General features: G+C 72.3%; 23 protein-coding genes, 1 pseudogene and 1 riboswitch. Of the genes and pseudogenes, 11 read left to right on the top strand and 13 right to left on the bottom strand.

Annotation, left to right across the window (positions count from 1 at the left end):
• Window positions 1-16: 16 nt before the first annotated feature.
• From ACIF80_RS09855 to ACIF80_RS09845, 3 genes are all read right to left on the bottom strand, one after another.
• Window positions 17-727 (bottom strand): copper homeostasis protein CutC, encoded by a 711-nt coding sequence (locus ACIF80_RS09855; RefSeq protein WP_399801721.1) that lies wholly within the window; start codon window positions 725-727, stop codon window positions 17-19.
• 145 nt (window positions 728-872) lie between these two features.
• Window positions 873-1,553, bottom strand: a complete 681-nt coding sequence (locus ACIF80_RS09850; protein WP_399801719.1) for a maleylpyruvate isomerase family mycothiol-dependent enzyme — start codon at window positions 1,551-1,553, stop codon at window positions 873-875.
• 167 nt (window positions 1,554-1,720) lie between these two features.
• Window positions 1,721-3,958: an ABC transporter permease gene (locus ACIF80_RS09845; RefSeq protein ID WP_399801716.1), complete on the bottom strand. Its 2,238-nt coding sequence runs from the start codon at window positions 3,956-3,958 to the stop codon at window positions 1,721-1,723.
• A gap of 253 nt (window positions 3,959-4,211) precedes the next feature.
• On the opposite strand from ACIF80_RS09845, the gene ACIF80_RS09840 reads away from it, so the two are divergent.
• The 3 genes from ACIF80_RS09840 (at window position 4,212) to ACIF80_RS09830 (ending at window position 7,437) form a co-directional block, all read left to right on the top strand.
• Window positions 4,212-4,949, top strand: a complete 738-nt coding sequence (locus ACIF80_RS09840; protein ID WP_399801714.1) for a TetR/AcrR family transcriptional regulator — start codon at window positions 4,212-4,214, stop codon at window positions 4,947-4,949.
• A 681-nt stretch (window positions 4,950-5,630) separates the two neighbouring features.
• A complete protein-coding gene (locus ACIF80_RS09835; protein ID WP_399801711.1) occupies window positions 5,631-6,302 on the top strand; it encodes a hypothetical protein in 672 nt (223 codons plus the stop codon).
• A gap of 46 nt (window positions 6,303-6,348) precedes the next feature.
• Window positions 6,349-7,437: a GNAT family N-acetyltransferase gene (locus tag ACIF80_RS09830; RefSeq protein WP_399802607.1), complete on the top strand. Its 1,089-nt coding sequence runs from the start codon at window positions 6,349-6,351 to the stop codon at window positions 7,435-7,437.
• Here ACIF80_RS09830 and ACIF80_RS09825 read toward each other — a convergent pair.
• Together ACIF80_RS09825 and ACIF80_RS09820 are read right to left on the bottom strand one after the other, a co-directional pair.
• Window positions 7,398-7,712, bottom strand: coding sequence for a DUF4031 domain-containing protein (locus tag ACIF80_RS09825; protein WP_399801709.1), 315 nt, complete (start codon window positions 7,710-7,712; stop codon window positions 7,398-7,400). The genes ACIF80_RS09830 and ACIF80_RS09825 overlap by 40 nt on opposite strands.
• Window positions 7,709-8,122 (bottom strand): hypothetical protein, encoded by a 414-nt coding sequence (locus tag ACIF80_RS09820; RefSeq protein ID WP_399801706.1) that lies wholly within the window; start codon window positions 8,120-8,122, stop codon window positions 7,709-7,711. Before ACIF80_RS09820 ends, ACIF80_RS09825 begins: the two co-directional genes overlap by 4 nt.
• A gap of 55 nt (window positions 8,123-8,177) precedes the next feature.
• Between ACIF80_RS09820 and ACIF80_RS09815 the strand changes: the two genes are divergently transcribed.
• From ACIF80_RS09815 to ACIF80_RS09805, 3 genes are all read left to right on the top strand, one after another.
• On the top strand, window positions 8,178-9,128 hold the full coding sequence (locus tag ACIF80_RS09815) for a MurR/RpiR family transcriptional regulator (protein ID WP_399801703.1): 951 nt from the start codon (window positions 8,178-8,180) through the stop codon (window positions 9,126-9,128).
• A gap of 57 nt (window positions 9,129-9,185) precedes the next feature.
• Complete coding sequence (gene murQ / locus ACIF80_RS09810; protein ID WP_399801701.1) at window positions 9,186-10,223, top strand: N-acetylmuramic acid 6-phosphate etherase; 1,038 nt, start codon at window positions 9,186-9,188, stop codon at window positions 10,221-10,223.
• Between the two features lie 78 nt (window positions 10,224-10,301).
• The gene (locus ACIF80_RS09805; protein WP_399801699.1) at window positions 10,302-10,871 is read left to right on the top strand and encodes a hypothetical protein; all 570 of its coding nucleotides are present in this window, start codon (window positions 10,302-10,304) and stop codon (window positions 10,869-10,871) included.
• A 55-nt stretch (window positions 10,872-10,926) separates the two neighbouring features.
• Here the strand turns inward: ACIF80_RS09805 and ACIF80_RS09800 are convergent.
• The 6 genes and pseudogenes from ACIF80_RS09800 to thrC form a co-directional block, all read right to left on the bottom strand.
• Window positions 10,927-11,784 (bottom strand): annotated as a pseudogene (locus ACIF80_RS09800) (MFS transporter); the annotation flags it as partial.
• Between the two features lie 259 nt (window positions 11,785-12,043).
• Window positions 12,044-13,174, bottom strand: a complete 1,131-nt coding sequence (locus tag ACIF80_RS09795) for an NADH:flavin oxidoreductase (protein ID WP_399801696.1) — start codon at window positions 13,172-13,174, stop codon at window positions 12,044-12,046.
• 445 nt (window positions 13,175-13,619) lie between these two features.
• On the bottom strand, window positions 13,620-15,242 hold the full coding sequence (groL, locus tag ACIF80_RS09790) for a chaperonin GroEL (RefSeq protein ID WP_399801693.1): 1,623 nt from the start codon (window positions 15,240-15,242) through the stop codon (window positions 13,620-13,622).
• A 464-nt stretch (window positions 15,243-15,706) separates the two neighbouring features.
• A complete protein-coding gene (locus tag ACIF80_RS09785; protein WP_004986573.1) occupies window positions 15,707-15,910 on the bottom strand; it encodes a cold-shock protein in 204 nt (67 codons plus the stop codon).
• A 431-nt stretch (window positions 15,911-16,341) separates the two neighbouring features.
• Complete coding sequence (locus ACIF80_RS09780; protein ID WP_399801690.1) at window positions 16,342-16,617, bottom strand: MoaD/ThiS family protein; 276 nt, start codon at window positions 16,615-16,617, stop codon at window positions 16,342-16,344.
• Window positions 16,614-17,918 (bottom strand): threonine synthase, encoded by a 1,305-nt coding sequence (thrC, locus tag ACIF80_RS09775; protein ID WP_399801688.1) that lies wholly within the window; start codon window positions 17,916-17,918, stop codon window positions 16,614-16,616. The genes ACIF80_RS09780 and thrC overlap by 4 nt, the downstream gene beginning before the upstream one ends.
• Window positions 17,919-17,936: 18 nt before the next feature.
• Window positions 17,937-18,151: riboswitch (SAM riboswitch) on the bottom strand.
• A gap of 253 nt (window positions 18,152-18,404) precedes the next feature.
• Here thrC and ACIF80_RS09770 point away from each other — a divergent pair.
• From ACIF80_RS09770 to otsB, 3 genes are all read left to right on the top strand, one after another.
• Window positions 18,405-19,349, top strand: a complete 945-nt coding sequence (locus tag ACIF80_RS09770; protein WP_399801686.1) for a glucosyl-3-phosphoglycerate synthase — start codon at window positions 18,405-18,407, stop codon at window positions 19,347-19,349.
• 138 nt (window positions 19,350-19,487) lie between these two features.
• Window positions 19,488-20,903, top strand: coding sequence for a trehalose-6-phosphate synthase (locus ACIF80_RS09765; RefSeq protein ID WP_399801683.1), 1,416 nt, complete (start codon window positions 19,488-19,490; stop codon window positions 20,901-20,903).
• 123 nt (window positions 20,904-21,026) lie between these two features.
• The gene (otsB, locus tag ACIF80_RS09760; RefSeq protein WP_399801680.1) at window positions 21,027-21,947 is read left to right on the top strand and encodes a trehalose-phosphatase; all 921 of its coding nucleotides are present in this window, start codon (window positions 21,027-21,029) and stop codon (window positions 21,945-21,947) included.
• 137 nt (window positions 21,948-22,084) lie between these two features.
• Here otsB and ACIF80_RS09755 read toward each other — a convergent pair whose 3' ends face one another.
• Both ACIF80_RS09755 and ACIF80_RS09750 read right to left on the bottom strand, forming a co-directional pair.
• Entirely contained in the window at window positions 22,085-22,360 is a 276-nt protein-coding gene (locus tag ACIF80_RS09755) for a DUF3263 domain-containing protein (RefSeq protein ID WP_399801678.1), read from the bottom strand.
• Window positions 22,361-22,486: 126 nt separating this feature from the next.
• Complete coding sequence (locus tag ACIF80_RS09750) at window positions 22,487-23,755, bottom strand: extracellular solute-binding protein (RefSeq protein WP_399802604.1); 1,269 nt, start codon at window positions 23,753-23,755, stop codon at window positions 22,487-22,489.
• A gap of 125 nt (window positions 23,756-23,880) precedes the next feature.
• Between ACIF80_RS09750 and ACIF80_RS09745 the strand changes: the two genes are divergently transcribed.
• Both ACIF80_RS09745 and nagA read left to right on the top strand, forming a co-directional pair.
• Window positions 23,881-24,825, top strand: coding sequence for an ROK family protein (locus ACIF80_RS09745; RefSeq protein ID WP_399801675.1), 945 nt, complete (start codon window positions 23,881-23,883; stop codon window positions 24,823-24,825).
• Complete coding sequence (gene nagA, locus ACIF80_RS09740; RefSeq protein ID WP_399801672.1) at window positions 24,825-26,006, top strand: N-acetylglucosamine-6-phosphate deacetylase; 1,182 nt, start codon at window positions 24,825-24,827, stop codon at window positions 26,004-26,006. The genes ACIF80_RS09745 and nagA overlap by 1 nt, the downstream gene beginning before the upstream one ends.
• Window positions 26,007-26,046 lie beyond the last annotated feature (40 nt).

The following is a 26,046-nucleotide window of genomic DNA, read 5'->3' as shown; positions in this document are numbered from 1 at the left end:
TCCGGCGGAACCGGTGTCAGTCCCCGTCCACCGCCCCGTCCACCACGCGCCGCCACTGGGCGACGGACTCCGCCGAGACGGGCCCGGTCCATCCGTCGGGCCGGGCCGCGCCCCCGATGTGGAAGGCACGGATCCCGGCGGCGAGCAGGGTGGGCACCTGCTCCAGCCGCAGGCCGCCGCCGACGAGCAGCTCCTGCTGGTAGCCGGGTTCGCCGCCTCGTCCTCGCCGGGCCTCGGCGAGCAGGGTGGGCAGCCCGTCGGCGACACCGCCGGGCGCGCCGGCCGTCAGGTAGGTGTCGAGGCCGGGCAGCCCGTCGAGCTGCTTGCGGAGGGCGTCGCGGTCGGCGGCGCGGTCGATGGCGCGATGAAAGGTCCAACGGCAGCCGTCCAGCGCACCGGCCACCCGCTCCACGGCGTCCAGGTCCACCCGGCCGTCGGTGTCGAGGAACCCGAGGACGAACTCCTCGGCCCCGGCGTCCCGCACCTGGTGGGCCGTGCGCACCAGCCGGTCGAGGTCACCGGCGGCGAACCCGTCGGCGAGGCGCAGCATCACCCGCAGCGGGAGGCCGACGGCCGCGCGGACGGCGGCGACGGTGGCGACGGACGGGGTGAGTCCGTCGGCGGCCATGTCGGTGACCAGCTCGAGCCGGTCCGCACCTCCCGCCCGGGCGGCAACCGCGTCCTCGGCGTCGAGGGCGATCACCTCCAGGACTGCGCGCTTGCTCATGGAACCCCATTCCTCGGCATCAAGGGCACGGATCGTCGGCGACCAGAACCCCGGAGACCTGAAGAGCCGGAGACCTAGAGGTCTAGTCCAATCCAGCCTACGCCCGCCGGCCGGGGATCCGCGCCCCCACACCCCGAGGCCGGCCTCACCCCCCGAAGATGTTCAGCTCCGCGGCCTCCGCCCCGGCCAGCTCGTACGAGGCCCCGTTCACCGAGCGCCCCGCGTACAGCCGCACCAGCGTCGCCCCGTCCCCGATGTACCGCGCCGGAGGACGTTCCCCGGACACTTCCCCGAGCCGCAGCGGCTCGTCGGCGTCGTCGAGATCGGCGTGCAGCGGCAGATGCCCCCTCGCACCCGTGACGTGGGCCAGCAGACCGAGTGCGTACGGCAGTCCGGCCCCCGCGTACGCCCCGGGCTCCCCGAGCGCCTCGCGGACGTCCCCGCCGTGCACCCACTCGCCCAGCGCGAGCACGTCCAGCACCCCGCCGGCCCGGGCGATCACCGCTCCGGCCTCGGTCATCCCCCGCTCCAGTTCGTCGACCACACGCCGGTTGCTCCAGGCGCCCCGCTCGGCGATGTCCCGTTCATTCGACGCGGGTGAGAACACCCCCTCCTCGAACCGGCTCTCCACCACCCGTGTGAGTGCGGCCGAACAGTGCGCCAGCACGTCCCGCACGGTCCACCCCGGGCAGGCCACGACCGGCCGGGCGAAGTCCTCCTCCGCCCGTCCCCGCAGCAACGGAACCAGCGTGTCCCGCTCAACGGTCAACAACCGCCCGGGAAGCCCGGGTTCACGCACGCCATGCACATCAGCAGGAGTCGTCATGCGGGCCAAGCTAGTGGCGGCTCGAGGCCTTGTCGCGGTTCAGGGCCGTATCGCGGCTCGGCACCGGTGGAAGCGAGAAGCCTCCGCCGCTCCCGTAAGGGGAGCGGCGGAGGCTTCGTCCGTGGGCCGTCCGGGTCCGCCGACGCGTCGTCGGGCCCGGACGGGGATCAGGTCGCCGGTACGGGTTCCAGGTCGTCGTTCTCCTTCGTGGAACCGGAGACCGGGGCCGGACCGCCGGTGGCACCGGACGTGTCGGAGCTGCCGGAGCTGCCAGAGCCAGGCTGCGTGCCCGGCGCCTTCTTCTCCCGGTGGGCCAGCCACAGGTCCACCAGGAACTGCAGGACCAGGCCGGCCGCGCCCCAGATCGCGATGGTCAGGAGGTTGCGGCCGATGCCGTGCCCGTCGAAGTAGACCAGCGAGCGAGCGATGTCGACGGCGGCCGGCAGCGGCAGGACGTCCTGGAGGGTGCGGAACAGGTCGGGGACCATGTAGATGGACATGCCACCGCCGGAGGCGGGGACACCGGCCAGCATCAGGACCAGCATCACGGGGATGATCGCGGCGAGGCCGAACGTCCGGGTGAAGACACCGGTCACCAGCGAGACGCAGAAGATGGTGAGCGCGCCGAACCCGATCATCTCGAAGGCGTGGCCGTTGACGGCGCCGATCAGGACGTCGAAGAGGAACCACAGCCACAGCGCCATGCCGACGGCCCAGCCGGCGAGCTTCACCACGAAGTGGCGCAGCCGCGTCAGCTCCGGGGCGCCGCCGCGCAGGACCGCCATGATCAGGAAGCCGGCCATGATCCAGGACATGCCGATGTACATGCTGTTGCTGCCCATGGTGTCGTCACTGGTCAGCGGCTTGATGTCGGTCAGTTCCAGGGGCATCTCCTGGTCGGCAGCGACCTGCTGGAACACCGCCTGCAGCGCCATCTGCTGGCTCGCGCCGGCCGCCGAGGAGCTGTAGAGGGTGGCTCCGCCGTCCGCCGTGGCCGGCAGGACGTAGGCGCCGACGACCTCCTGTTCGAGGATCTGGTCCTTGACCTCGTCGACGGAGGTGCCGGTCCGGATGTCGAGCATGTCGCCGAGCTGCGGCTTCAGGCCCTCGGCCATCTGCTCGGCCTGCCCGGCGTCGGCGGCGACGACGACCACGGGCAGGTCGTGGACCTTCGGCTGGTGCATCGAGGCGCTCATGCTGCCGACCACGCCCACCAGGATGGCCAGCGGGAAGGCGATCGCGGCGAAGTAGCGGACCTTCGGGGACCGCACCGGGCCGCCGGCCAGCGCGGGCAGCGGGGTGCTCACGTCGGTGACCGGGGGAGCGGCCGGGATCGCGGTTCCGGAGCGGCGCTCCTTCAGCAGCGCGAGCACGAAGGCGACGACGATCCAGACGACCAGCGGTATCAGGTAGCCGCCGGCACCACGGTCGTCGAAGTACAGCAGGGAACGCAGGGACTCGCCCGCGGCGGGCAGCGGCAGCACCCCGTGCAGGAACTGGAAGAAGCCCGGCATGCTGTGGAGGGACAGCGCCAGGTTGGACGCCGGCATGCCGAAGACGACCCACAGCAGCATCCCGAACAGGACGGCGAGCGGCCCGACGAGCTTGGTGAAGAACATCTGCGTCATGCCGACCGCGCCGACGGTCAGCATGCCGACGCCGAGGAACTGCAGGTAGTGGCCGTCCACGGCGCCCACGACCGGGCCGAGGATGGTCCAGATGACGGTGCTGGTCACGGCCGCCCACCCGATGAGGAGGGGGACGAACCGGCGCAGCGTCAGCAGGAACGGCAGCGACATCGTCAGCACGCTGAGCGGCACGTAGCCGGCCAGCATCATGCCCATGCCCGCGAAGAGGACCGCGGTGCCCGACATGTCCCCGTCGGGGAGCGGAGCGGCGTCCTTGGCCGTGATCTGCCACTGGTTCTCGGCGGCCACCGGGGCCAGGAGCTGCTGGACCGTGCTCGCCTGGGAGGCGCCGCCGGCCGACGCCGTGTGGATCACGGCCTCGCCCCGGCCGCTCGCGGGAATCTCGAAGGCTCCGGAGACCTCGCGGTCCTTGAGCAGGTCGAGCGCCTCGTCGGTGGTGGCGACCAGCCGCGGTTCGAGGGGGCCGCCCGGCAGGGAGTCCAGCGCGGAGACGACCTTCTCCGCCGTCTGTCCGGAGCCCACGACGGCCACCGGCATGTCCTTGGGGGCGGGCGCGTGCATGGTCCCGACGTAGGTCGCGTACATCATCGTCACCATCAGGAAGGGCATGGCGAAGAGAGCGACGTAGCGGCCGATCCGGGTCTTCCGGTCTTCCTCCCCCGGGCCGGGCCGGCCCGGTATGCCGGGGGCGGCGGGGGACCCGGACCCGCCGGGCGGGGGACCGCCTGCGGACGGGGCGGTGGTGGAGGGCTCCACGAAATCTGGCTCCTTGTCGAAGGGTGGGTCATCAGGTGCCGGCCGTCCGGCCGAGGAATGGTGCGGTCCTGCCAGGGCTCCCGGCTCCCGGCTCCCGGCTGCGGGAAAGCCGGCCGGGGAGCCAAGGGGCTCGACAGTAAGCCACTCGACTTACGAACCTGTCACCAATGTAAGTCATGTGGCTTACATCTTGGTACGTGGGTTACGTTGTCGATTCCGCCACGCACGGTCACGCAGGAGATGACGACTACCGATGGCCAGATCAGAGGCGGCACGCACAGCACTGCTCGATGCCGCCGAACGCCTCTTCGTCCAGTCGGGCATCTCCCACGTCTCGGACCGCAAGGTCGCCGAAGCCGCGGGAAACACCAACCACTCGGCCGTGGGCTACTACTTCGGCGGCCGCGAGGGCCTGCTGCGCGCGCTGCTCACACGCCACCTCTCGTCCCTGGAGGAGCCGCGCAGAGTGATGTTCGAGCGCTCCGACTCGCTCCTGGACGACGTACGCGCCCTGGTGGTACCCGTGACGGACGCTCTCGCCGAGTTGCCTCAGCCCACCTGGCGCGCGCGGTTCGTCAGCCAGGCGATGCACGATCCCGTCACCACCGGGCTGCTCTACGACATGGCGGCGGAGGCCCCCACCGCCACACTGATCATCCGGTCGGTGGTCTCCCGCCTCGGCCATCTGCCCCGGGAGATCGTCCGGGGCAGGGCCACACTGATGTCCCACATCGTCATGTCGGCGTGCGCGGACATGGAGGAACGCGCGGCACGCGACGGCGAGCCGCCCCAGTGGCAGGCGGCCGGCGACTTCCTCTGCGACTCCATCGCCGGAATGCTGACGGCCCCGGTCAGCAGGCGGCCGGGGACGTCCGGGGAGAGCGGGGGCGACGAGGAGTCCCTGCCTCAGCCGGACAGGGACGTACCTCCCGCCGGACGTGCTGCAACACGCTCCGCAGGACCCCGCCGTCCCCCTGCTGCACGGGAATGACGGCACCGGACGCGACAGGCTTTCCCGGCCCGAACATCAGGCTCGACGGCTGCGCCGTCCGCCGGTCGGAGACCACGATCCCCCCACGCCACTTGCCCACCGGGTCCCGGTAGCGGAACTGGAGCTTCATCAGCCGCCCCCCGAACCGCTCCCCCAGCGGGCGGTACGCGTCGTCGCAGTGCACGTTCCACGTCACGTCGCTCAAGTAGGCGTGGCAAGCGATGGGGAACAGCAGGGAGGAGACGATCAGGTCGGACAGCTGGAGCAACGTGTGGGTGTCGCTGTGGCCGAAGACCGGCGATTCGACAACGCCCTTGAGGATGTCACCGCCCGCGCGGTACTTGCGCGTCGTGACGCAGTGCACATGGGGTGCGTTCTTGGAGTGAACCGGACAACCGGTGCCACGGCGAGGGGACTCCGGACCACGAAGCCGGGCGCCGGTGCCGGCTTCCGCTCGTAGAGCTTCCACGGAACGGATCGGTCTGTCCCTTCACCGGGAGAGCGAGGCTGCACCGGGCAGCCGCACCGGCGTCACTGGTCGCTCGGACGCCGTCCCGCTCCTCCAGCAGCACGAGGCCCGACCGGATCCGCCACCCCGGCCACGCATCTCGCCCGTGCACGTCACCCACACGACCGAACTCGCCCCCGCCCCGTCACCCGCCCCACCGTCACAATGGCCCCATGACCGACACCGACGCCCTGCGCGAGCGCTTCGTCCGGGCCCTGGACGGAGTCCGGGATCAGGGGTCCGGCACCGAGCCGCCCGACCCCTCCCCCTACGCCGACAACCTGCTCGCCCGCTGGCAGGAGGATCAGCGGCGCTATCACACCGTCGCGCACCTCACCGCCGTGCTCGACCGGGTCGACGAGCTGGAGGCGTACGCGGACGACGTGGATGTCGTGCGGCTGGCGGCGTGGTTCCACGACGCCGTGTACCTGCCGGACCGGTCCGAGAACGAGGAGCGGTCGGCGCGGCTGGCCGAACGGGCACTGACCGAGGCCGGAGTGCCGGAGGCGAAGGCCGCCGAGGTGGCGCGGCTGGTGCGGCTCACCGTCACCCACGACCCGGCCGACGACGACCGTGACGGCCAGGTGCTGTGCGACGCCGACCTCGCGATCCTCGCCTCTCCCCCGTCCGCGTACGCCGCCTACACCGCGGCCGTCCGCGAGGAGTACCACTTCGTCCCCGGCGACGCCTTCCGCGAGGGGCGGGCCGCCGTACTGCGCCGACTCCTCGACCTGCCCCGCCTGTTCCGCACGCCGTACGGGCGGGAGCACTGGGAGGCCACGGCCCGGTACAACCTCCGCGGCGAACTGGAAATGCTGTCGACCCCGACACCACCGCCCTCATAGCCTGCCCCTCATGCATGCCTTGGGAGCGGAACAGCCGGCGGAACGGGTGGAGGAGGCCGTCGCGCACTGCGTGGCGGCCCTGGGGGCGGTCACCGGCCGGGACTGGGAAGGCGTGCGGGCCGGGCGCCTGGAGTGGGACTGCCGGGAGGCCGCGGTGCACATGGCCTCCGATCTCCTCGCGTACGCCGGTCAGTTGGCCGGCCGGGCGCAGGACGCGTACGTACCCTTCGAGATCACCCTCGACGGCACCGACGACGGCTTGGACCCCGCCGACAACGCGGGCGTTCTCCAGGTGATCGGCACCACCGGCGCCCTGCTCGCCGCCACGATCCGCACCACCCCGCGCGCGGTCCGCGCCTTCCACCCGTACCCCTTCCGCCACGCGAACCGCGAGGGCTTCGCCGCGATGGGCGTGGCCGAGGTGCTGCTGCACACCCACGACATCACCGAGGGCCTGGGCATACGGTACGAACCGCCCGCCGAACTGGCCTCGTTCGTCCTCACCCGGATCTTTCCGCAGGTCCGGCCGGGGCCCGCCCCCTGGCAGACCCTGCTGTGGGCGACCGGGCGCGGCGAGCTGCCGGGGCGCGGGCCCGTCGGCCCGTGGCGCTGGAGCAACAATCCGGTGCTCCGCGGCGAGCGGCTCGATCTGGAGGGCCTCACGCCGGCGAGCGCCGCCGACCTCGGCACGGGCGGTGACGGCGGCTTCGCGTGGGCCGGTTCCGCTCCCGCCGACGGCACCCGGGTGGGCGCCGGGATGATGGCCAAGCAGTACGAGGAAGGGGCGTTCCGGCCGGAGTGGACCACGTACGTCCTGGTCCGGCGGGAGGACGACCTCGCCGTGGGCGCGATGGGCTTCCACAGCGTGCCGGACGAGGACGGCCGGGTCGAGGTCGGCTACGACCTCGTCGAGAGCGCCCGCGGCCACGGTTACGCCACGGAGGCGCTGCGCGCGCTGTCGGCGTGGGCGCTGGCCCAGGACGGCGTACGGACGGTCACCGCCGTCATCGACCACGACAACGTGGCCTCGCAGGGCGTCGTCACGCGCGCGGGCTTCACCAGGGTCGGCGAGGACGAGGCGAAGGGCGAGTACGTCTACGAACTCCGGGAAGGCCGAAAGGCCTCGGAGGCCTGAGAGGCCCGCAGTCTCGCCTCGCTCTTGCGCACCCGCAGGCCCGCTCCGTGCAGCAGCCGTACCACCTCGCGGCTGCTGACCTCCACCGCCCCGGCGAGCACGACGTCCGTGTACCGGTGCTGGGGGATGTCGTAGTGGTCGCGTTCGAAGGCGCGGCGGGGGACGCCGAGGGTGGCGGCGAAGGCGTGCAGCTCGTCGTAGGAGACGTCGCTGACCAGGTGGGACCAGAGGCGGCCGTGGCCCGGCCAGGTGGGCGGGTCGATGTACACCGTCACGTGGAAACCGCTCCGCTCAGCGAGCCGACCGCCGCGACCTTCACGCCCGACTGGTGGCACACCCAGTGCGGGTCGGGGCCCAACTCCGGTTCCACCTCCAGCGCGTGCGGGTCGCCGGAGCCGCACACCGGGCACAGCGGCCAGCGGCCGTACCGGTCCAGCAGGGCGTCCTGCACGTCCTGGGCGACCAGCCCGGTCACGAACTCGACACCCTGGGGCCACTGTTCGACCCACCAGCGGCGCTGCGCCACGGACTCCTCGACGAGTGAGACGATCTCCGCCTCGGCGACCTCGTGCGCGACCAGGTCGGCGAGCACGAGGGCGCGTGCCGCGTGCAGGGCCTGCTCCAGGGAACTGACGGGGGTGTGGCCGGAGCTGTCGGGGTCGCCGGGGCCGTCTGGGGGGTGCATGCCCCTATTGTGCGCACTCTTGACCGCGTCACCGAAACGAAAATATCTTTCAACAGTGACCCAGAATGTGAAGGAAATTTTCGCGGACCGGCGCGGCACCAGTACCTCCGGCAATTCCGTTGCCGCCCCACCCGCTCCCGCCGCCCTCGCGGCCAAGGTCCGCACGCTGGCGCCGTCGATGACCCGTTCCATGCAGCGGGTCGCCGAGGCCGTCGCGGGCGACCCGGCCGGCTGCGCGGCCCTCACGGTCACCGGCCTCGCCGAACTCACCGGCACCAGCGAGGCCACCGTCGTCCGCACCGCCCGCCTGCTGGGCTACCCCGGTTACCGCGACCTGCGCCTGGCCCTCGCCGGGCTCGCCGCCCAGCAGGAGTCGGGCCGTGCCCCCGCCATCACCACCGACATCGCGGTGGACGACCCCATCGCCGACGTCGTCGCGAAGCTCGCCTACGACGAGCAGCAGACCCTCGCCGACACGGCCGCCGGCCTGGACACCGTCCAGCTCGGCGCGGCCGTCGCCGCCCTGGCCGGCGCCCGCCGGACGGACGTGTACGGCATCGGCGCCTCCGGCCTGGTCGCCCAGGACCTCACCCAGAAACTGCTGCGCATAGGGCTGATAGCCCACGCCCACAGCGACCCGCACCTCGCCGTCACCAACGCGGTGCAGCTGCGCGCCGGTGACGTGGCCATCGCCATCACGCACTCCGGTTCGACCGGCGACGTCATCGAACCGCTCCGGGTCGCCTTCGAGCGCGGGGCGACGACCATCGCGATCACCGGCCGGCCGGACGGGCCCGTCACCCAGTACGCCGACCACGTACTGACCACGTCCACGGCCCGCGAGAGCGAGCTGCGCCCGGCCGCGATGTCGTCCCGGACCAGTCAGCTCCTGGTGGTGGACTGCCTGTTCGTGGGCATCGCCCAGCGCACCTACGAGTCGGCCGCCCCGGCGCTGTCCGCGTCCTACGAGGCACTGGCCCACCGGCACCGGAGCGGTTCCCGCTAGCCGCGGCCCCGCCCCCACCACAGTTCCCGCACCGGACAGACCGGAGAAACCCGTTCCATGACCCACACGTCCGAGTCCTCCGAGTCCTCCGCGCTTGGCACGCCCGATGCGCCCGACGCGCCCGACGCGTCCGGGCCTCGTACCCTCCGCGCGGAGTTGGAGACCCTGACCACCGAGGCGTTCCGCCCGGAGCTGGCGGACGTCGACCGGCTGCCCACCCTCGGCATCGCCCGGCTGATGAACGGCGAGGACGCCACCGTCGCCGCCGCCGTGGCCGAGCGGCTGCCCGCGATCGCCGCCGCGATCGACGCCGTGGCCGAGAGGATGGCCCGGGGCGGCCGGCTGATCTACGCGGGCGCGGGCACCGCCGGCCGGCTGGGCGTCCTGGACGCCTCCGAGTGCCCGCCGACCTTCAACACCGACCCGGGCCAGGTCGTCGGCCTGATCGCGGGCGGCCCCGGCGCCCTGGTCACCTCGGTCGAGGGTGCCGAGGACTCCGCGGAGCTGGCCGCCGCCGACCTGGACGCGCTGGCGTTGACCGCCGACGACACCGTGGTCGGCGTCTCCGCCTCCGGGCGCACGCCGTACGCCGTCGGCGCCGTCACGCACGCCCGTACGCGGGGCGCCCTGACGGTGGGCCTCGCCTGCAACGCGGGCAGCCCGCTCGCCGCGGCGGCCGGGCACGGCATCGAGGTGGTCGTCGGCCCGGAACTGCTGACCGGCTCCACCCGCCTCAAGGCCGGCACCGCCCAGAAGCTCGTCCTCAACATGATCTCGACGATCACGATGATCCGGCTGGGCAAGACGTACGGGAACCTGATGGTCGACGTGCGCGCCTCCAACGAGAAACTGCGCGCCCGCTCCCGCCGTATCGTCGCCCTCGCGACGGGGGCGGCGGACACCGACATCGAGCGCGCCCTGGCCGCCACGGACGGCGAGGTGAAGAACGCCATCCTGGTCCTGCTGGCCGACGTGGACGGCCCGACCGCGGCCCGCCTCCTCACCGGCTCGCACGGCCACCTGCGTACCGCGCTGGCACAGGCACCGGAACCGGCACCAGGACCGGCACCGGGTCCGCAGGACGCCACGAGCTGACCCGGGCCGACCCGGGCCCGAACCAGTCGCACCCGGGACTGGGATACTGGACCGGCCCACCCCACCCCGGAGGCGACCATGAACCACGCGCAGCTCACCGCCCTGGGCCGCGCCCTGCGCGTTCTCGGTGAGCACGGCGAGGCCCTGTCCGGGGACACCCCGGACGCCAAGCTGCACGAGGTCCGGGCGGACCTGAAGCGCGCGCTGGACCGGCTGGAGGAGAGCGTCAGCACGGCCGTGCCCAGCACGCGCTGCGCCGAGCACCCCACCGGCCCGGTCGACGAGAGCGCCCCCGACCTGTGCCTGCTGTGCGAGACCCGGCGCCGTACGGCCCGCCGCGCCGAGTTCAACGGGCCGGCGCCCCAGCAGGCACCCGCCGGGCCCGTCCCGTCCCGGTACGGAATGCACAGCGACCGCCCCCAGCCCCAGCAGCGCTGGCTGCCGGAGCTGTGGAACGGTCAGGCGTGGCAGTTGTGCGGCACCCCGCGCCGCGACCGCCGCGAGGCCGAACTGTTCATCGCGGCCGAGCGGCGCGGGCCCCGGCCCGCCATGGCCTACCGGCTGGTCCTCGAGTTCACCGACTACGAGGTACTGCGCGTGTGGGGCGTCCCGGCCCGGACCGGCAGCGAGCCGACGGGGACTCTGTAACGCCGCTTCCCCGCGTCCCCGCCTCCTCGCACCCCCGCGCCCCGCAGCCCTGTGACTACGCCTTGGCGGCCGGAACCCCGGCGGACTCGGCGGACTCGGTCCCCGCCCCGGCCGAGCTCTCCGCGCTCTCCGCACGCGCCACGGTCGGACCCTCCGGACGCCGGCGCGGGATGAAGGCCGCCACGGCGAACCCGACGAGCGCGGCACCCGAGCCGAGCGCCGGCACCGTGCGGAAGGCGTCCTCGGACGGCACCGCGAACGCACCGAGCCGCGTGGTCATCTGGGCCAGGACGACACCGGCGACGGCGCTGGCGACGGACGTGCTCAGGGACCGCATCAGGGTGTTGAGGCTGTTCGCGGAGCCCGTCTCGGAGACGGGCACGGCACCCATGATGAGCGCGGGCATCGCCCCGTGGCAGAAACCGATACCGGCGCCGATGACACAGGACGCCAGCACGAAGTGCCACACCTCGGCCATGAGGACGACGTTCAGCCCGTAGCCGGTGGCGACGATCAGGGCGCCGGTCATCAGCGTCACCTTCGGTCCCTTGGCGCGGGAGACGAGTGCGGAGACCGGGGCCAGCGCCATCATCACCAGGCCGGACGGGGCCATGACCAGGCCGGCCGTCAGCAGCGACGTGCCCAGCCCGTAGCCGGTCTGCTCCGGCAGCTGGAGCAGCTGCGGGATGACCGGGGACATGGAGAACATCGCGAAGCCGATCGCCACCGAGGCGGCGTTGGTCACCGGTACCTGGGGGCGGACCGAGACCCGCAGGTCCACCAGGGGCTCGGTGACGCGCAGCTCGTAGAAGCCCCGGGCCACCAGGACGACGACGGCCGCCGCGAACAGGCCGAGCGTGGTGCCGCTCCCCCAGCCCCAGTCGGCACCCTTGGAGATCGCGAGCAGCCGAAGCGGAAAGCCGCACAGGAAGCCGCACCGGAAGCCGCACCGGGAGAAGAAGCAGGAAGCCGGCGCGCGCGGGCCCCCGGGCCCGCGCCCCCGCGCCCCCCCCCCCCGGGCGCAACGCAAAGGATGGGGGCAAGCCCCGGCGGAAGGCGGCAGCGACCCCACTCGCCCCCCCCCCCCGCCCCCCCCCCCGCCCCGCGCCCCCCCCCCCCGCCCCGCGCCCCCCCCCCCCCCCCCCCCCCCCCGGCTCCTCCGCCTCCGGGGCTCAGCTCAGCGTCTTGAGCGACGCCGCGTCGTACGGCGCGAGCTCGCCGATGCGCCCGCCGAGGACCTTCGCCGCCCACTGCGGGTCCTGGAGCACCGAGCGCCCCACCGCGACGAGGTCGAACTCGTCACGCTCCAGCCGGTCGAGAAGACTGTCGAGACTGCGGAGCTCCGCGCCCCGCCCCTGGAACGCCTCCTGGAACTCCCCGTTCAGGCCGACCGAACCGACGGTGATGGCGGGCCTGCCGGTCAGCTTCCTCGCCCAGCCGGCCAGGTTCATCTCCGAGCCCTCGAACTCCGGGAGCCAGTAGCGGCGCGTGGAGGCGTGGAAGGCGTCGACACCGGCGGCCACGAGCGGTGCGAGGATCGCCTCGAGCTCCCCGGGGGTCTCGGCGAGGCGGGCGTCGTAGGCGTCCTGCTTCCACTGCGAGAAGCGGAAGATGACGGGGAACCCGGGCGAGACCCGCTCGCGGACCGCGGCGACGACGTCCGCGGCGAACTTCGTCCGCGCCACCGGGTCGCCGCCGTAGGCGTCGGTACGACGGTTGGTGCCCGCCCACAGGAACTGGTCGATGAGGTAGCCGTGGGCGCCGTGCAGCTCCACGCCGTCGAAGCCGATGCGCTCGGCGTCCGCGGCGGCCTGCGCGAACGCGCCGACCACGTCGTCGATGTCGGCCCGCGTCATCGCCTTGCCCGTACCCTCGGTGCCGTCCGTGCGTACGCCGGACGGGCCGATCGCCGGGGCGTCCGGATACGGCGCCTGCCCCTGCTCGCGGACCATGCCGATGTGCCAGAGCTGCGGCACGATCGTGCCGCCCGCCGCGTGCACCGCGTCGGCGACCTTCGCCCAGCCGGCCAGCTGCTCCTCCCCGTGGAACCGCGGCACCCGGTCACTGAGACCGGCCGACTCGTGCCCCACGTACGTGCCCTCGGTGACGATCAGCCCCACACCGGCGGCGGCCCTGCGGGAGTAGTACGACACCACGTCCTCGCCGGGGACGCCGCCCGGGGAGAACATGCGGGTCATCGGTGCCATCGCGATGCGGTTCGGGACGGTCAGGCCGTTGATCACGGCCGGACGGGAGAGGATCGCGGCGGCTCGGGCGGCGGTCTCCGTGGCGGTGACGGTCACGTGGGGGCTCCTCGCTGTGGATACCAGTCAGTATGTGCGTATGCATTAAATGCACACCTGCCCCAACCGACGACCACGGGAAGGCATTCCGCCCACCCCTCCCCCTCGAGCGTGACCCCGGCCACACTCACCCGCCCCTGTCCGCCACCACGGTCCGGACCCGTGCGGCCGGGCTCCGCGCCGCGATGCCCCGGAAACGACACGAAAGGACAGCCGTTACCAGCAGTCCCGGTCCCCCCTCCCCCCGGGGCGCGACCGTCGGGCTCCCGCCCCCGGTCAGCATCACTCCCGCCCCCGGTGGGCATCACTCTCGACACCGAGGAGCCGAAGGACTACGCCGACCGAGCCCCGCTCGCGGAAACGCCCGAGGGCGGCACCCCCTGCGTCGCAGGAAGTGCCGCCCTCGGTACTGACGGACCGGGTCCGAACCTGAGGTGAATCAGGCTCAGAAGTCCATGTCACCGCCCGGCATGCCGCCCGGAGCGGCCGCGGCGGCCTTCTCCGGCTTGTCGGCGATGACGGCCTCGGTGGTCAGGAACAGCGCGGCGATCGACGCGGCGTTCTGCAGCGCGGAACGCGTCACCTTGGCCGGGTCGATGATGCCTTCCTTGACCAGGTCGACGTAGTCGCCGGTCGCGGCGTTCAGGCCGTGACCCGGGGTCAGGTTGCGCACCTTCTCCACCACGACACCGCCCTCGAGGCCGGCGTTCACGGCGATCTGCTTCAGCGGGGCCTCGAGCGCGATCCGCACGGCGTTGGCGCCGGTCGCCTCGTCACCCTCGAGCTCCAGCTTCTCGAACACCGAGGAGGCCTGGAGCAGGGCCACGCCGCCACCGGCGACGATGCCCTCCTCGACGGCCGCCTTCGCGTTGCGAACGGCGTCCTCGATGCGGTGCTTGCGCTCCTTGAGCTCGACCTCGGTGGCGGCACCGGCCTTGATGACCGCGACACCGCCGGCGAGCTTCGCCAGGCGCTCCTGCAGCTTCTCGCGGTCGTAGTCCGAGTCGCTGTTCTCGATCTCGGCGCGGATCTGGTTCACGCGGCCCTGGACCTGGTCGGCCGAGCCGGCACCGTCGACGATGGTGGTCTCGTCCTTGGTGATGACGACCTTGCGGGCCCGGCCCAGGAGATCGACCGTGGCGTTCTCCAGCTTGAGGCCGACCTCCTCGGAGATGACCTCGCCGCCCGTGAGGATGGCGATGTCGCCGAGCATGGCCTTGCGGCGGTCGCCGAAGCCCGGGGCCTTGACCGCGACGGACTTGAAGGTGCCGCGGATCTTGTTGACGACCAGGGTCGACAGGGCCTCGCCCTCGACGTCCTCGGCGATGATCAGCAGCGGCTTGCCCGACTGCATGACCTTCTCCAGGAGCGGCAGCAGGTCCTTGACGTTGCCGATCTTGGAGTTGGCGATCAGGATGTACGGGTCGTCGAGCGACGCCTCCATACGCTCCATGTCGGTGGCGAAGTACGCCGAGATGTAGCCCTTGTCGAAGCGCATACCCTCGGTGAGCTCCAGCTCCAGACCGAAGGTCTGGGACTCCTCGACGGTGATGACGCCTTCCTTGCCGACCTTGTCCATGGCCTCGGCGATGAGCTCGCCGATCTGGGTGTCGGCGGCGGAGATGGAGGCCGTGGAGGCGATCTGCTCCTTGGTCTCGACGTCCTTCGCCTGCTCCAGCAGGGCACCGGAGACGGCCTCGACGGCCTTCTCGATACCGCGCTTGAGGGCCATCGGGTTGGCGCCGGCGGCTACGTTGCGCAGGCCCTCCTTGACCAGGGCCTGGGCGAGAACGGTCGCGGTGGTCGTACCGTCACCGGCGACGTCGTCCGTCTTCTTGGCGACTTCCTTGACCAGCTCGGCGCCGATCTTCTCGTACGGGTCCTCGAGCTCGATCTCCTTGGCGATGGACACACCATCGTTGGTGATCGTGGGGGCGCCCCACTTCTTCTCGAGGACGACGTTGCGGCCCTTGGGGCCGAGCGTCACCTTGACGGCGTCCGCGAGCTGGTTCATGCCGCGCTCGAGGCCGCGCCGCGCCTCCTCGTCGAACGCGATGATCTTGGCCATGTGAAGTGGTCCCTCCAGGACTGGGGGTGATGACTCCAGGACCGCGCCCGCGCCCGCGACGGACGGCTCACAGACCCGGCGGTTCCCTGCTCCACCGGTCCTGCGGGCCTCACCGACCCGGTCCTTACGTTGTCACTCTCACCTTCAGAGTGCTAACGCAATGATTAGCACTCGACCCATGCGAGTGCAAGCGCCTTCGAGGATCGGCGGCCGACTCAGCCACCCGCGAACACCCGGACAAGGCGGACAGGAGGACGGGGCAGGGGGCGGAGCGGGGGACGGAACAGGGGACAGGGGCGGGGGGCAGGGCGGGCAAGCGGAGCAGGGGAAGGGCGCACCCCCGGGCCTCCGGGGCAAGCGGCGGGACGGGTCCCGGGCAAGGCGAAGGGCTCGCGCCCCGGGGTGACCCCGGAGACACGAGCCCTTCACTGGCAGGAAAATTCTCGTGGTTGCTGGTAACGCGTTCAGGCGGTGACGCGAACCATGTCGGCCTGCGGGCCTTTCTGGCCCTGCGAGATCTCGAATTCGACCCGCTGGCCCTCTTCAAGGGTGCGGTAGCCGTCCATCTGGATCGCGCTGTAGTGGACGAAAACATCCGCACCACCGTCGACCGCGATGAAGCCGTATCCCTTCTCCGCGTTGAACCACTTGACGGTGCCCTGAGCCATGCCTAACTCCCCTATTACTGGCCCTTGCACAGATCCGCACTTCGCGGATCCGGGTCAGACCTCACTCCCCAAACGGTTGGGGGCGTGCGCCGGAACGCGTCGACCGCGGCTGAATGTATCTGCCCAACTGCCCTCTGCAACAGGTCAATCGGACGAGAAATCTCGACGTCGCCGGTCCGGAATGTGACGGTAATTCGTCCGATTTCAGGGCAAGTCAGACCGGGCAAACGCCGCAAAAGCCGCAGAAAGGGCCCAGACTTTGGCTACATCCAGTCGGGCGGGCGGCAGGAATTAATGGTTCCCGAGGGGGAAATCAGGGCCGTGTTCCCCGACTCTATCGCGTTCAACCCCATGGAATTGCCCCCTCCGCTTCTCTCACGGAGGGGGCAATCCGGTGAACGCTCAGTAAGCGTGATTACCGATGGTAATGATCAGCCGCCGGCGACGGCCGGGATGATCGACACACCCGCGCCGTGCGGGGTCGCGGTCTGAAGGCCCTGCTCGAAGCGGACGTCGTCGTCGTTGACGTAGACGTTGACGAAGCGGCGCAGCCTGCCCTGGTCGTCGAGGACCCGGGCGGCGATCCCGGTGTGGTTCTTCTCCAGGTCGGCGATGACGTCGCCGAGCGTGGCACCCTCGGCGCCGACCTCGGCCCTGCCGCCGGTGTAGGTGCGCAGGATGGTGGGGATGCGAACGGTCACGCTCATGCGAGGCCAGCCTCTCGGAAGGAGTCCAGGTTCGGGCGGATGGTCGCGGTCAGGCCGGTGTCGGCCACCGCGTCCAGCGTCTTGAGACCGTCGCCGGTGTTGAGCACGACGGTGGTCAGGGCCGGGTCCAGGTCGCCGTTCTCGATCAGCTTCTTCGTGACGCCGACGGTCACGCCGCCCGCGGTCTCGGCGAAGATGCCCTCGGTCCGGGCGAGCAGCCGGATGGCCTCCACGACCTGCTCGTCCGTCACGTCCTCCACCGCGCCGCCGGTGCGGCGCGCGATGTCCAGGACGTACGGGCCGTCGGCGGGGTTGCCGATGGCGAGCGACTTGGCGATGGTCTTCGGCTTCTGCGGCCGGACGACGTCGTGGCCCGCCTTGTACGCGGCCGACACCGGCGAGCAGCCCTCCGCCTGGGCGCCGAAGATCTTGTACGGCCTGTCCTCGACGAGGCCGAGCTCGATCAGCTCCCGCAGCCCCTTGTCGATCTTCGTGAGCTGTGAGCCGGAGGCGATGGGGACGACGATCTGGTCGGGCAGCCGCCAGCCGAGCTGCTCGCAGATCTCGTACGCGAGGGTCTTGGAGCCCTCGGCGTAGTACGGCCGCAGGTTGACGTTGACGAAGCCCCAGCCCTCGCCGGCCGGGTCGCCGATCAGCTCGGAGCAGAAGCGGTTCACGTCGTCGTAGTTGCCCTCGATGCCGACGAGCTCCCCGCCGTAGACGGCGGCCATGACGACCTTGCCCTGCTCCAGGTCGTGCGGGATGAACACGCAGGAGCGCAGTCCGGCGCGGGCGGCGGCGGCGCCGACAGCACCGGCGAGGTTGCCCGTGGAGGAGCAGGAGAGGGTGGTGAAGCCGAAGGCGCGGGCGGCCTCCAGGGCCTGGGCGACGACCCGGTCCTTGAAGGAGTGCGTCGGGTTGCCGGAGTCGTCCTTGACGTACAGGCCGCCGGTGACGCCGAGTTCGCGGGCGAGGTTGTCGGCCTGGACGAGCTTGGTCCAGCCGGGGTTGATGTTCGGCTTGGTCGCCACGTCGGCGGGGACGGGCAGCAGGGGCGCGTAACGCCAGATGTTCGCGGGGCCCGCTTCGATGCGCCGCCGCAGTTCCTCGGTGTCGTGGTCCGAGAAGTCGTAGGCGATCTCCAGCGGGCCGAAACACTCCTGGCAGGCGAAGACCGGACCGAGCGGTACGCGGTGGCCGCACTCGCGGCAGGACAGCGCGGCGGCGGGGCCGAGATCGACGGAGGGCGTGGCGGATCCGGCAGCGGATTCCGTAGTGCTTTCGGCAGTCTGCACAGCCATGTGAGGCGAGGCCCTTTCTCCTCATCTTCCTCACGACGCATCTCGCCGTGAGACGGATTTGGCACCTTCCCTAGCCGGGAGCCTCGCGAGGACGATCAGCGACGCGATCCACCGCGCCGGGCGGTGAACGCCGCAATGCGCTGTGATCGTCGATCGACGGTGATCTACGAGAACCGGCTGGAGGGTTGCCGGGGCTTCATCGGGCCGTTTCCCTCTGCCCCTCTGGATGAGCTGTATGCGGTTGTGTCGTGCGGTTGTGGGTCGTGCGGCGCGGGCGAGGACCGGAGAGGGTCGCGACCCCCGATGTGCGGGGCCCGTCCGCGTTGTTCAAGACTGTAACCGAAGGCCAGGGCGGTGGAGAGGGCACGTCCGAACCGCGAGACGGATCACAGGGCATGGATCACGGGAGTACGGGCCGCCCGGGTACGGGACGCAGGAGTATGGACCAGAGGGGTTATGGACCGCAGAGGTGAGGAGCCGCCGACCGTGCTGGAAGAAGTCGAGCGCTGGCTGGCCGACCGCTCCTGGTCCGTGACCGACCGCCCGGTGCACCGCCTCCTGGCCGCGAAACGCGCCACGGGACAGACGGTGAGCGTGGTGCTGCCCGCGCTCAACGAGGAGGCCACGGTCGGCGGGATCGTCACGGCGATCCGGCACGAGCTGATGCTGCGGGTCCCGCTGGTCGACGAGATCGTGGTCGTGGACTCCGGCTCGACCGACCGCACGTCCCGGGTGGCCGCCTCGGCGGGCGCGACCGTGGTGCACCGGGACACGATCCTGCCCCGCGTCCCCGCCGTGCCCGGCAAGGGCGAGGTGCTGTGGCGCTCCCTGCTGGTCACCCGGGGGGACATCGTCTGCTTCGTCGACGCGGACCTCAGGGAGTTCTCCGCCGAGTTCGTCTCCGGCATCGTCGGCCCCCTGCTCACCGACCCGGACGTGCAGCTGGTGAAGGCCATGTACGACCGGCCCCTGGGCTCCGCGGCCGGCCAGGGGGGCAGGGTCACGGAGCTGATGGCGCGCCCGCTGCTCAACCTGCACTGGCCGCAGCTGGCCGGCTTCGTGCAGCCGCTCGGCGGCGAGTACGCGGCCCGCCGCTCGCTCCTGGAACGGCTGCCCTTCCCCGTCGGCTACGGCGTCGAGCTGGGCATGCTGGTCGACGCCCTGCACCTGGTGGGCCTGGACGCCCTCGCCCAGGTCGACGTCGGCGTCCGCAAACACCGCCACCAGGACGGCCAGGCCCTCGGCCGGATGGCCGCCGCGATCTACCGCACCGCCCACCTCCGCCTGGCCCGCGGCCACCTCGTCCGCCCCGCGCTCACCCAGTTCGAACGCACCGGCGCCGGCTTCGAGCCCCGCACCCACCCGGTGGACACGGAGGAGCGGCCCCCGATGGCGGACATAGCCGAGTACCGGTCCCGCCGGGTGGCCTGACCACGACGGTCCGCGGTCCTCGCCACAGCCCTTGACCTGGTGTTCCGGGCATATCCGGTCGTATACGGCCGAGCCGCTGATCCGCATACGGCTGATCCGCACGTTTGAGCGTTTCGGAGGCGGGCTAGGTTGAGGCGTATGGCTTCCATCCATGCTGGTCAGGGTGCTCAGGTGCTGGTCGCGTCGAACCGCGGCCCCGTTTCGTACGCGGTGGACGAGGACGGTTCGCTGCGGGCCAGACGGGGCGGCGGCGGGCTGGTGTCCGGACTGTCGGCGATCGGGTCGGACGCGGACGCGCTGTGGGTGTGCTCGGCGCTGTCCGACGGCGACCGCGAGGCCGTGCGGCGCGGGGTCGGCGAGGACGGCGTGCGGATGCTGGACATCCCCGCGGACGTGCACGCCGACGCGTACAACGGCATCGCGAACTCGGTGCTGTGGTTCGTGCACCACATGCTGTACCAGACACCGCTGGAGCCCGTCTTCGACGCGGAGTTCCGCCGGCAGTGGGCGTCCTACGAGGCCTACAACCGGGCGTTCGCCGAGGCGCTGGCCGAGGAGGCGGCCCAGGGGGCCGCGGTCGTGGTGCAGGACTACCACCTGACACTGGTCCCGGGGCTGCTCCGGGAGCTCCGCCCCGACCTGCGCATCGGCCACTTCTCGCACACGCCGTGGGCCCCGCCGGAGTACTTCCGGATGCTGCCCGACGACATCGCCGGGCAGGTGCTGCGCGGGATGCTGGGCGCGGACCGGCTCGGCTTCCTGACCCGGCGCTGGGCGGACGCGTTCACCGCGTGCTGCGAGCGGTTCGCGGACGGACTCGGACGGACCGCGATCGGGGTGCACGGGCTGGGCGCCGACGCGGACTTCCTGCGCGGCCGCGCGCACGAGGCGGACGTCGAGGAACGGATCGTCGCGCTCCGCGAGGAGATCGGCACCGCCGCCGACGGGACCCCGCGCAAGACCGTCGTCCGGGTCGACCGGACCGAGCTGTCGAAGAACATCGTGCGCGGCCTGCTCGCGTACCGGCAGCTCCTCGACGACCACCCCGAGTGGCGCGAACGTGTCGTGCACGTCGCCTTCGCCTATCCCTCCCGGCAGGACCTCGCCGTGTACCGGGACTACACGGCCGAGGTGCAGCGGGTCGCCGAGGAGATCAACGAGCGGTACGGGACCCCGGGCTGGCGGCCCGTCGTGCTGCACGTCAAGGACGACTTCGCGCGCTCCCTGGCCGCGTACCGGCTGGCCGACGTGGCCCTGGTCAACCCCATCCGGGACGGGATGAACCTGGTCGCCAAGGAGATCCCGATCCTGTCCGACCGGGGCTGCGCGCTGGTGCTGTCCCGGGAGGCGGGCGCCTACGAGGAACTGGGCGAGGACGCGATCACCGTCAACCCGTACGACGTGGTCGACACGGCGCGGGCCCTGCACGAAGGACTCACGATGCGCCCGGAGGAGCGGACCGAGCGCGCCAAACGCCTGGCCGGGGCGGCGACGGCGCTGCCGCCGCAGCAGTGGTTCCTGGACCAGCTGAACGCGCTGCGGGACGGAAGCTAGCACCGGCCTCCCCTCCCGGCCGCCCGCCCCTCCCGAGCGCCCGCCCGCTCCCCGGCCCCCCTTCGTCCCTGAACGGCCGGTCACGGATGCGTGCGGAGGGGCGGGCGTGGATAGGTTGGCGGTATGGGCAGCCCCACGGATTCCACGGACCCGAACGCCATGCACCCCGACGCCGGTGACGCCGGCGCCTCCGCCCCCCTCCCGGTGCCCGCCACGCGGGCCGGGCGGGACGGGCTCGACGCGTTGCTCGCGCGGCCGGGGAAGGCGCTGATCGCCCTCGACTTCGACGGGACGCTCTCGCCGATCGTGCCCGACCCCGAACAGGCCCGCGCCCATCCCGGCGCGGTGCGCGCGCTCGCCGCGCTCGCCCCGCGGGTGGCCTCCGTGGCGGTGGTCACCGGCCGGCCGCCCGCGGTCGCGGTGCGGCACGGCGGCTTCGCGGACGTCCCCGGCCTGGAGCACCTCGTCGTCCTCGGCCACTACGGCACCGAGCGCTGGGACGCCGCCACCGGTGACATCACCGCGCCCGCCCCGCACCCCGGGGTCGCCGCCGTCCGCGCGGAACTGCCGGAGCTGCTCGACCGGGTCGGCGCCCCGGAGGGCACCTGGACCGAGGAGAAGGGCCGCGCGGTGGCCGTCCACACCCGCAGGGCCGCCGATCCCCAGGCCGCCCTCGAGGCGCTGCGCGAGCCGCTGACCGGCCTGGCACACCGGCACGGGCTGGTCGTCGAGCCCGGCCGCATGGTCCTGGAGCTGCGTCCGCCGGGCATGGACAAGGGAGTCGCCCTGGCGGAGTACGCCCGCGAGATCGGCGCCGGCTCCGTCCTCTACGCGGGCGACGACCTGGGCGACCTCCCCGCCTACGCCGCCGTCGACGACCTCCGCTCGGACGGCGTCCCCGGTGTGCTGGTGTGCAGCGGCAGCGACGAGGTCACGGAGCTGCGGGAACGCGCGGACGTGGTGGTCGACGGCCCCGAAGGTGTCGTCCACCTGCTCGGGGCGCTGGCACGGGCCCTGACCCCGCAGAACCGGCCGACCGGCTGAGACCTGCCGACCAGCCGACCGACTGACCGGCCGACCAGCCGACCGACTGACCGGCCGACCGGCCGGCTGACGGTGACGGTGACGGTGACGGCTGACGCCACCGGCCGGCGACAGCCGCCCCCGCCGGCGGCCCGCGTTCAGCGTTCCGTGCGGCGGGACTCGCGGACGCGTCGGAGCCGGTTCACGGTGACCGGGTCGTGGGCCAGGGCGCGGGGGTCGTCGAGCAGGGCGTTGAGGAGCTGGTAGTAGCGCACCGGGACCAGGCCCAGCTCCTCGCGGATCGCCCGCTCCTTCGCGCCGGGGCCGAGGAAGCCGCGGCGCTCCAGCGCGAGGACGTCCCGCTCGCGCCGTGCCAGCCGCTCCTGCCCCTGGTCCCGCTCCCGTTCCTCGTCCATGCCTGGGCCCTGGTCCATACCCGCACGGTAACCTCCGCCGCCGACAGCCGGTCCGCGAGCGGCGGGCGGCGGGCGGCGGGCGGCGGGCGGCGGGCGGCGGGCGGCGGGCGGCGGGCGGCGGGCGGCGGGCGGCGGGCATGTGCCCTACTGCGCGCTCTCCGCGCGCGTGGCGGTCGCCTGGAGCCGGCCCAGCACGTCCTCGGGGCTGCCGTTGCGGGCCACGGCCTTGCCGATCCGCTGCTTGATCTCCGCGTTGACGTCGGCCCAGGAGGTCTTGCCGACCGGGTAGAGCTCCGCGGTCGGCAGCTGGTCGAGGAAGGGCCGGAGCTTCTCGTCCTCCGCGGACTCGCTCATCACGCGGGAGGCGGAGGTGGTGACCGGCAGCAGGTCGTAATCGCGGGAGAAGTCGAGCACGTGCTCCTCGCTGTAGACGAAGTCGAGGAAGTCGCCGATCTCGTCGCGGTGGCCGCTCTTGTTGAAGGCCATCATCCAGTCGGCGACGCCGAGGGTGGCCGGGCTCTCGCCGGCGGTCCCCGGCGTCGGCACGGTGCCGAACTCCACGCCCTTCTGCTCGGCCATGCCGATCAGCGACGGATGGCCGTTCAGCATGCCGACGTCACCGGCGGCGAAGGCGGCGAACGCGTCGGCCCGGTCGAGTTCGCCGGGCGCGACGGGACCGGTCAGGCCCTTGCCGACCAGTTCGTCCTTCAGCCAGGTGACGGTCGCGGTGTTCTGCGCGGAGTCGAAGACGTAGGCGCCCATGGTGTCGGTGTAGCCGCCCTTGCCGCTGAGCAGCCACTGCATGGTCTCGGCCTGCGCCTCCTCCGGGCCGAGGGGCAGGGCGTAGGGGTACTTCACGCCCTCTTCCTTCAACACCTCGGCGTTCGCGGCGAGTTCGGCCCAGGTGGTGGGCGGGGTGAGGCCGGCGTCCTCGAACAGGGTCTTGTTGTAGAACAGCACGCGCGTGGAGGAGGCGAACGGCATGCCGTACTGCACACCGCCGATCTGGCCCGCGTTGGCCAACTGCGCGACGAAGTCGGCCTGTACGGGGATGGAGAGCACGTCGTCGGCCTTGTAGAGCAGTCCGTCGGCCGCGTAGTCGGCGTACGCCCCGATCTGGGCCATGTCCGGCGGGTCACCCGCGTCGACCCTCTCCTTGACCTTGCGGTCGACGTCGTTCCAGGAGTGGACGGTGACGTCGATCTTCACGCCCGGGTGCTCGGCCTCGTACTCCTCCGTCAGGGCGGCCCAGTACTTCTTCGAGCTGTTGTCCACGCCGGTGCCGTAGTCGGCGGCGATCAGTTCCAGGGTGACGTCGGAGGAGTCCCCGCCGAGACCGCATCCGCCGAGGGCCCCCGTCAGTCCCAGTGCGGATACCGCCGCGATCGTCCTTGCCAAGCTCCGCCGCTGCACTGCTTCCTGCCCCAACTCCGGCGCTCCGCGCCATCCGCTCCGAAAAGTTTCCGATAATCGGATTAAGGTCTACACCACGTAAGTGGACTAGACCTCTTGTGGGTCCCGGGGTCACACTGTCCCCCGTGGAACATGTCATCGCCCTCGACGTGGGCGGCACCGGGATGAAGGCCGCCCTGGTCGGAGCGGACGGCACGCTGCTGCACCGGGCCCGCCGGGCCACCCCGCGCGAGCACGGTCCGGACGCGGTCGCCGCCGGAATCCTGGACTTCGCCGCCGACCTCCTCGACCACGGCGCCGAACACCTCGGCGAGCCCGCGTCCGCCGCCGGCCTCGCCGTCCCCGGCATCGTCGACGAGACGCGGGGCGTCGCCGTCTACTCCGCCAACCTCGGCTGGCGCGACCTGCCGCTGCGCGCGCTGCTCGCGGAGCGGCTCGGCGGCATCCCGGTCGCCCTCGGCCACGACGTCCGCACCGGCGGGCTCGCCGAGGGCCGCATCGGGGCGGGCCGGGGCGCCGACCGCTTCCTGTTCGTGCCGCTGGGCACCGGCATCGCGGGCGCCATCGGCATCGACGGCCGGGTGGAGGCGGGCGCGCACGGCTTCGCGGGCGAGATCGGCCACATCGTCGTACGGCCCGGGGGGGCCCCCTGTCCGTGCGGTCAGCGCGGCTGCCTGGAGCGGTACGCGTCCGCGGCCGCGGTCGGCGAGGCGTGGGCGGCGGCCTGCGGCGACCCGGACGCGGACGCGGCCCACTGCGCCAAGGCCGTGGCCTCGGGCGACGTACGGGCCCGGAAGGTCTGGCAGGAGGCGGTCGAGGCGCTCGCCGACGGGCTGGTCACCGCGCTCACCCTGCTGGACCCCCGCACTCTGATCATCGGTGGCGGGCTGGCCGAGGCCGGGGAAACCTTGTTCACACCGCTGCGGGAGGCCGTCCGGCAGCGGGTCACCTTCCAGAAACCGCCGTCCCTGGTCCCCGCGGCCCTCGGGGACGCCGCCGGATGCCTGGGCGCGGGACTCCTCGCCCGGGATCTCCTCACCACCACTGACCCCTCGGAGGTAACCACCTGATGGCCCCCACCAAGGTTCTCACCGGTGCCCGGGTGGTACTGCCCACCGGGGCCGTGGACAACGGCCGCGTGACCGTGGAGGGCACCCGGATCGTCACCACGGGCCCCGCGAACGTCCCCTCCGGCGCCCCTGCCGACGCTTCGAACGCCGTCGAGACGCTCGACCTGGCCGGGCACTGGCTGGTGCCCGGCTTCGTCGACCTCCACAACCACGGCGGCGGCGGCGCGTCCTTCCCCTCCGGGACCGTCGACGAGGTCCTCAAGGGCATCCACACCCACCGTCTGCACGGCACCACCACCCTGGTCGCCTCGACCGTCACCGGCGACATGGACGTCCTCGTCCGGCGCGCGGGCCTGCTGGCGGAGCTGGCCGAACAGGGCGACATCGCCGGCGTCCACTTCGAGGGCCCGTTCATCTCGCCGTGCCGCAAAGGCGCGCACTCCGAGGAACTGCTGCGCGACCCCGACCCGGCGGAGGTCCGCAAGCTGATCGACGCCGCCCACGGCCGGGCGAAGATGGTCACCCTCGCCACCGAACTGCCCGGCGGCCTCGACTCCGTACGCCTGCTGGCCGAACACGGCGTGATCGCGGCCGTCGGCCACACCGACGCGACGTACGAGCAGACCGTGGCGGCCATCGACGCGGGCGCCACGGTCGCCACCCACCTGTTCAACGCGATGCCGGCGCTCGGCCACCGCGCCCCCGGCCCGATCACCGCCCTGCTGGAGGACGAGCGGGTCACGGTCGAGCTGATCAACGACGGCACCCATCTGCACCCGGCCGCCCTCCAGTTGGCGTTCCACCACGCGGGCCCCGGACGGGTGGCGTTCGTCACGGACGCGATGGACGCGGCCGGTTTCGGCGACGGCCGCTACCTGCTCGGCCCGCTGGAGGTCGAGGTCGCGGACGGGGTGGCCCGGCTGGTGGAGGGCGGCTCCATCGCGGGCTCGACGCTCACCCTGGACCGCGCCCTCAAGCGGGCGGTGACCGTCGACGGGCTGCCCGTCGAGCACGCGGTCGCGGCCCTGTCCGCCAACCCGGCCCGGCTGCTGGGCATGGACGACAGGATCGGCTCCCTGGAACCCGGCAAGGACGCCGACCTGGTGGTCCTCGACGCGGACTTCACCCTCAAGGGCGTGATGCGCCGGGGTGAATGGGTGGTCGCTCCCCCACTGGGCTGATCCGTCCCCCTCCTCTCCACCGGTCGGGCCCTCGCCGGGA

Origin of the sequence: Streptomyces sp. NPDC085927, from assembly GCF_044540975.1 — a bacterium.
In the GTDB taxonomy this organism is placed as follows: Bacteria; Actinomycetota; Actinomycetes; order Streptomycetales; family Streptomycetaceae; genus Streptomyces; species Streptomyces hirsutus.
Note: the sequence above shows the minus strand (reverse complement) of the source record. Positions and strands in the feature narration are given on the sequence as shown.